Annotated in this window: 6 protein-coding genes; 3 read left to right on the forward strand and 3 right to left on the reverse strand. The window is 73.2% G+C overall.

Annotation, left to right across the window (positions count from 1 at the left end; translation table 11 throughout):
• Positions 1-14 precede the first annotated feature (14 nt).
• A complete protein-coding gene (locus ACYU7L_RS03825) occupies positions 15-764 on the forward strand; it encodes an SDR family oxidoreductase (protein WP_460793911.1) in 750 nt (249 codons plus the stop codon).
• 40 nt (positions 765-804) lie between these two features.
• The gene (locus ACYU7L_RS03830) at positions 805-3,420 is read left to right on the forward strand and encodes a SpoIIE family protein phosphatase (protein WP_460793912.1); all 2,616 of its coding nucleotides are present in this window, start codon (positions 805-807) and stop codon (positions 3,418-3,420) included.
• A gap of 22 nt (positions 3,421-3,442) precedes the next feature.
• Here ACYU7L_RS03830 and ACYU7L_RS03835 read toward each other — a convergent pair whose 3' ends face one another.
• The 3 genes from ACYU7L_RS03835 to ACYU7L_RS03845 are packed head-to-tail and all read right to left on the reverse strand — an operon-like array spanning position 3,443 to position 5,667.
• The gene (locus ACYU7L_RS03835; protein WP_460793914.1) at positions 3,443-3,877 is read right to left on the reverse strand and encodes a DoxX family protein; all 435 of its coding nucleotides are present in this window, start codon (positions 3,875-3,877) and stop codon (positions 3,443-3,445) included.
• 33 nt (positions 3,878-3,910) lie between these two features.
• On the reverse strand, positions 3,911-4,588 hold the full coding sequence (locus tag ACYU7L_RS03840) for a histidine phosphatase family protein (RefSeq protein WP_460793916.1): 678 nt from the start codon (positions 4,586-4,588) through the stop codon (positions 3,911-3,913).
• Positions 4,588-5,667 carry a phosphotransferase family protein gene (locus ACYU7L_RS03845; RefSeq protein ID WP_460793917.1) on the reverse strand — a complete coding sequence of 360 codons (1,080 nt, stop codon included), beginning with the start codon at positions 5,665-5,667 and terminating at the stop codon, positions 4,588-4,590. Before ACYU7L_RS03845 ends, ACYU7L_RS03840 begins: the two co-directional genes overlap by 1 nt.
• Before the next feature lie 56 nt (positions 5,668-5,723).
• On the opposite strand from ACYU7L_RS03845, the gene ACYU7L_RS03850 reads away from it, so the two are divergent.
• Positions 5,724-6,011 (forward strand): hypothetical protein, encoded by a 288-nt coding sequence (locus ACYU7L_RS03850; protein WP_460793919.1) that lies wholly within the window; start codon positions 5,724-5,726, stop codon positions 6,009-6,011.
• Positions 6,012-6,029 lie beyond the last annotated feature (18 nt).

A 6,029-nucleotide genomic window follows, 5' to 3' on the forward strand; every position in this document is an offset into this window, starting at 1 on the left:
CGAGACTCCGGCCCATGCCGAAGAACATCCTGATCACCGGAGCCAGCTCGGGACTGGGCGCCGAGATGGCCCGCCAGTTCGCCGCCCTCGGCCACGACCTGGCGCTCTGCGCGCGCCGTACCGACCGGCTCGAGGAGCTGCGCGCCCAGATCCTCGCCCGGCACCCGGAGCGCCGGGTCGCGATCCGCCCGATGGACGTCACCGACGACGACGGCGTCTTCGAGGCCTTCCGCGGCTTCCGGGCCGACCTCGGCACGATCGACCGGGTCGTCATCAACGCGGGCCTCGGCAAGGGCGCCCCCCTGGGCACCGGGCACTACGACGTCAACCGCGAGACCGCGATGACCAACTTCGTCGGCGCCCTGGTCCAGGCCGAGGCCGCCATGGAGCTCTTCCGCGCCCAGAACGCCGGCCACCTGGTGATGGTCTCGTCGCTGTCCGCGGTGCGCGGCATGCCCAAGTCGATGACGACGTACGCCGCGACCAAGGCCGGCGTCGCCCATCTCGCCGAGGGCCTGCGCACCGAGCTCCACGGGACGCCGATCAAGGTCTCGGTGATCTACCCCGGCTACATCGCCTCGGAGATGAACGACCACGTGACCCACCGCCAGCCGCTGATGGCCTCCACCGAGCGAGGGGTGCGGGCGATGGTCGCCGCGATCGAGAAGGAGAAGGCCTCGGCCAACGTGCCCCCGTGGCCGTGGGCGCCGCTGTCGGTGGTGATGCGGCACGCGCCGCTGCCGATCTTCAAGAAGCTGATCTGATCCCCGGACCGGGGCCGAGCCGAGGTGTCACACTTCGTCGGTGAGCACCGGCCCGGGTCCCCTTGCGGAGGACGGCGCCTCTGAGGAGGCGCGGGAAGGGTATGCCCAGCGGCTGACCCGCCCGGGCGGCCTGCCCTCGCTGAGTCAGGTGTCCGAGCGGGCGGCCGACCTTCTCGGGGCCGGCTCGGCCCAGGTGTCGCTGATCTCCGACGTGCACACCGTGATGGGCGGCGCCGGGGCGGCCACCGACACCGTCGGAGACGAGGGGCACCCGTCCGACTCCCTCTGCCTGCTGACGGTCACCGGCGCGGCGCCTCTCCTCATCGGCGACGCGCGCCGCGACGCCCGCGTGGCCCATCTGCCCCCGGTCGCGGCGGGCCGGGTGGGCTCCTGCCTCAGCGTGCCGGTCGTCGCGAGCGGGCTCGCCGTCGGCGCGCTGTGCGTGACGGACGACGAGCCCCGCACCTGGACCCCGGAGAACGTCGCGCTGCTGGAGATCCTGGCCGGACAGGCCGCCGCCGAGCTCGAGCTGGCAGCCCTGGGGGCGGAGTACGACGAGGAGCGGGTGGCCTGGCAGCTCGCCGTGGATGCCGCCGGCGTCGGCGCCTTCGACTGGAACCTCGTCACCCGGGAGCTTCGCTGGGACGAGCGGCTGCTGGAGCTCTTCGGGACGGACCGCTCGACCTTCGGCGGGACCATCGAGGCCTTCGACACGCTCGTGCACCCTGAGGACCGCTCGCGGGTGAATCGGGCACTGCGCGAGGCCGTCTCGACCTGCGGCACCTTCGCCGCGGAGTACCGCGTGCTGATCCCCGACGGAGGCACGCGCTGGGTCAGCGCCCGGGGTCGCGCGCTCGCCGGGCCCGAGGGGACCGCGGTCCGGCTCCTGGGTGCCGCGATCGACACCACCGCCGTCCAGGCGGGCGAGGCGCTCGTCTCCCGTGTGCTGGAGGCGATGCCGACGGCGTTCTACCACGTCGACCCCGCCTGGCGTTTCACCTACCTCAACACCGAGGCGGAGCGCCTGCTCGACGCCACGGAGGCCGACGTCGTCGGCCGCGTGGTGTGGGACCTCTTCCCCGCGACCGTGGGCAGCGACTTCGAGCAGTACTACCGGCTCGCGGTCGAGAGGGGGAGGCCGGTGACGTTCGAGGCCTACTATCCCCCGCCCCTCGACAGCTGGTACGAGGTGCGCGCCTGGCCGACGTCCGACGGACTCTCGGTCTACTTCCTCGACGCCACCGACCGGCACCGGGCGCAGGAGGCGGTCGCGCACGCCGCGCGCCGTGCCGAGCTGCTGGGGAACGTCACCTCGGCCCTGACCGACACCTTCGATCCCACCGAGGCCGTGGCGCGCCTCGCCCAGCTCATCGTGCCGCACGTCGCCGACTGGTGTCTGGTGACGCTGGTGGAGGAGCCGGGCATCACCTTGCACCCGGAATGGCGACGCGGTCTGCGTGACGTGGGCTGGTGGCACGAGGATCCGGAGCTGCGGCCGCTCGTCGAGCGCTACACCCAGGTCCGCATCCCCGCGTTGACCGACGCCTCCGTCGTGGCCCGAGCCCTCAACGGGGAGCGCTCGGTGGCGATCGCCAAGCGCGCCGCCGACAAGATCGCCCAGGTGCTGGTCCCGGGTGAGGCGCGTGACCTGTGCCTGCGTCTGAACCCGTCCTCGGCGTTGGTGATCCCGCTGCGTGCGCGCGGCCGGACGCTGGGCCTGCTCTCCGCCTTCCGCGACCCCGCGAGGCCGGCGTTCGACCCCGACGACATCGCCACCCTGGAGGAGGCGGCGGGCCGAGCGGGGCTGGCCCTCGACAACGCCCGTCTCTATGTCCAGCAGCGCGAGCTCGCCGAGACGCTCCAGCGCAGCATGATGACCGCCCCGCCGCAGCCCGACCACCTCGAGGTCGCGGTGCGCTACGCCTCGGCCGCCGAGGCCGCGCAGGTCGGCGGCGACTGGTACGACGCGTTCCTGCAGGCCGAGGGGTCGACGATGATCGTGATCGGCGACGTCGTCGGGCACGACACCGCCGCGGCCGCAGCCATGGGTCAGCTGCGCAACCTGCTGCGCGGGATCGCCGTCACCACGGGCGCCGGCCCGGCGGAGGTGCTGCGACGCGTCGACGAGGCGATCTCGCTGCTGCAGATCGACACCACCGCCACCGTGCTCGTGGCCCGCCTCGAGCAGACCGCCGAGGAGCGCGAGCAGGGCGTCACCCGGCTGCGCTGGTCCAACGCCGGACACCCGCCGCCGATGATCGTGGAGCATCCCGAGACCCTGGACGCCCCGGCCGGACAGGCCCAGGTCCTATGGGCCACGTCCCCGGACCTGCTCCTGGGACTCAACCCTCGGGCCGAGCGGGGCGAGGCCGTGCACGTCCTCCCGCGTGGGTCCACCGTGCTGCTCTACACCGACGGCCTCGTCGAGCGCCGCGGACAGTCGCTCGACGAGGGCATCGAACGTCTCGCTGCGGTCCTCACCGAGCTGGTCGACGCCGACCTGACGCTGGACGAGATCTGCAACGCCCTGCTCCTGCGGATGCTGCCCGACCAGCCCGAGGACGACGTCGCTCTCGTCGCTGTCCGCCTGCACCGCGAGGACCAGCCGCGCCCGCCCGAGGCCGGACCCCGCGACGAGCCCGACCTCTCGCTCTAGGCCCCCTGCTCGCGACAGAGGCTCAGCGGCGACGCCAGGCGCGCAGCGCGCCCGTGCACCACAGCGCCCACAGCACCAGCACCGGCTGGAAGACCAGGCGCACGGCGCGTTTGCGGTCGGTGTCGAGCCCGAAGGCGTCCTCGCCGGTGAGGTACTGCGAGACGTTGCCCGGGAAGATCACCACGAAGAACGCCGCGAGCAGGAAGCCCAGCTGCACCCGGCGCTCGCCGCGTGCGGCGAGCAGGGCCGCACCGATGCCGAGCTCGACCACGCCGGAGGCGTAGACGATCGCGTCGCGGGCCGGGAAGAACGGCGGCACCTGCGCGCGGAACTCCTCGGTGTTGGCCATGTGGCCGACGCCGGCCAGCAGCATCGCGCCGGCGAGGGCATAGCGCCCGACGGTGCGCGGCACCCCGTCCGGCTCGGCGGCGGCGCGATCGGTGCGAGTCGAGGTCATGGCCCGACGCTAGCCGGTGGGGTGGTGCCCCCTCTAGCGGTAGGTGAGCGGTCCACCCTCGAGGTGGCTGTGGTCGTTGAAGGTCACCAGCGTGGTGCCCCGTCGTCCGACGACGACCTTGCTGATGCCGGAGTTGACGGCCACGGTGTTGAGCCGGGCCCAGGCGGCGGCGTACGGCGCGGGTCCCTCGCCGCGCTCCCAGTCGTTGACCAGTGCCACCGCGCTCCACGCCACCGGACCACCGGAGGTGACCACCAGCGCCGTGCCACTGGGCGCGACCCGCTCGGAGGCCCGCTCCAGGGCGGCGACCACCCGCTCGGTGAAGGCGCTGAACGGCTCGTGGTACTCCGCGTCGTGGTCGCCCGAGGACCAGCGGCGCATCGCGGCCTCGAACCACGCCTGGAACTGCTGGCGGTCGAGCTCGTCCTCGATCTGCTCGTCGTGGCGGGCCAGCACCGCCAGGTGGTCGAACTCGTCCCAGGCCCCGTCGACCTCGGTCGGCACCTCCCAGCCGGCCCCCTCGGCGATCGCCTCCGCCGTCTCACGGTGGCGGCGCATGTCGCCGCGGATGACGAGGTCGGGACGGGTGCCCCGAGCGGCCAGCGCGCGCCCGAGGAGCCGGCCCTGCTCCCAGCCCAGCGGGGAGAGCACGTCGTAGTCGTCGGTGCCCCACGACGCCTGGCCGTGGCGGACCAGCAGCAGCGAGCCCATCAGAGCCCCAGCAGGTCGCGGCAGCGCGACTCGAGATAGCCGACAGCAGGTCCGAACATCGCGTAGGCCTCATTCGTGGTCTGGGCGTGGAAGTAGCGGTAGTGGATCTGCTGCGCGATCACCGCGACCCGGAACAGGCCGAAGACCTCGTAGAACAGCCACTGCTCGGGCGTCACGGTGCGGCCGGTGCGCTCGCCGTACGCCGCGACGACCTCGGCGCGAGTCCACATGCCGGGGGCGGTGGTCGGCTGGCGCCGGAAGGCCTGGAAGAAGTCGTCGTCGTCGGCCTCGACCCAGTAGGCCAGGGCGCTGCCGAGGTCCATCAGCGGGTCCCCGACGGTGGCGAGCTCCCAGTCGAGCACGCCGACGACGCGCAGCGGGTCGTCGGCGTCGAGGACCAGGTTGTCGAAGCGGAAGTCGTTGTGGATCAGGCAGCTGCCGACGTCGTCGGGGCGGTGCGCCTCCAGCCAGGCCATCACGTCCTCGAAGTCCCCGACGTCCTCGGTGCGCGCCGTGCGGAAGCGACGCGACCAGCCGCCGACCTGGCGCTCGACGTACCCCGGGCCGCGGCCGAGCGAGCCGAGGCCGGCCGCCTCGACGTCGACGGCGTGCAGGTCGACGAGCACGTCGAGGGCGTTCGAGCACAGCGTCGAGGCGTCCTCGGGGGCCAGCTCGGCCGGCAGGTCCCGGCGCAGGATCGTGCCCTCGATCCGCTCCATGACGTAGAACGGCGCTCCGAGGACGCTCTCGTCCTCGCACAGCGCGACCATCGTCGGCACCAGGGGGAAGGTCGGGGCGAGCGCGGCCTGAAGGCGGAACTCGCGGGTCATGTCGTGGGCGCCCGCCGCCTTGGTGCCGACCGGCGGACGGCGCAGCACCAGGTCGCGCTCGGGGTAGCGCAGCAGGTAGGTGAGGTTGGAGGCGCCTCCGCCGTACTGGTGCACCTCGGGCGTCTGCGCCAGCTCGGTGCGGTCCCCCGCGGCGTGCTCACGCAGCCAGTGGGCGGCCGCCTCGACGTCGAAGGCGTCCTCCTCGCGGAGGCCGCGGGTGGGGTTTCCCTCGTTAGAGCGCACGGTCACGGGGCCATTGTGCGCCACCGCGCACCGAGTCGGGCCGGATGGGTCAGAATGGCCTCGTGACGCCTCCCGAGCACCCCCACGTGCGCTGGGCACTCGAGGTCATCGACGATCTCCTGGAGGGCGACAGCACCCCCCACGACTTCGAGCACGCCTGGCTGGCACGCTGGTCGGCCACGCCCGAGGAGCTGAGCCCGGAGGCGCGCCAGATCTTCGAGGACCTGTTCTGGGCGGTCGAGGACTACGTGTTCCACCGCGACCGGCAGGGCGCGAGCCCGGTCGACGTGGAGCCGCGGCTGCTGGCCGCCGCCCGGCGAGCGCGCCGGCGCCTCGACGAGCTCGGGTGAGCGCATCGAGGCGGCGGG

Source organism: Nocardioides pacificus, from assembly GCF_054775955.1.

Bases quoted from the DNA above. Each gene is read 5' to 3' on its own strand.
- ACYU7L_RS03825 (WP_460793911.1), top strand. From the start codon at position 15: ATGCCGAAGAACATCCTGATCACCGGAGCCAGCTCGGGACTGGGCGCC.
- ACYU7L_RS03835 (WP_460793914.1), bottom strand. From the start codon at position 3,877: ATGACCTCGACTCGCACCGATCGCGCCGCCGCCGAGCCGGACGGGGTG.
- ACYU7L_RS03840 (WP_460793916.1), bottom strand. From the start codon at position 4,588: ATGGGCTCGCTGCTGCTGGTCCGCCACGGCCAGGCGTCGTGGGGCACC.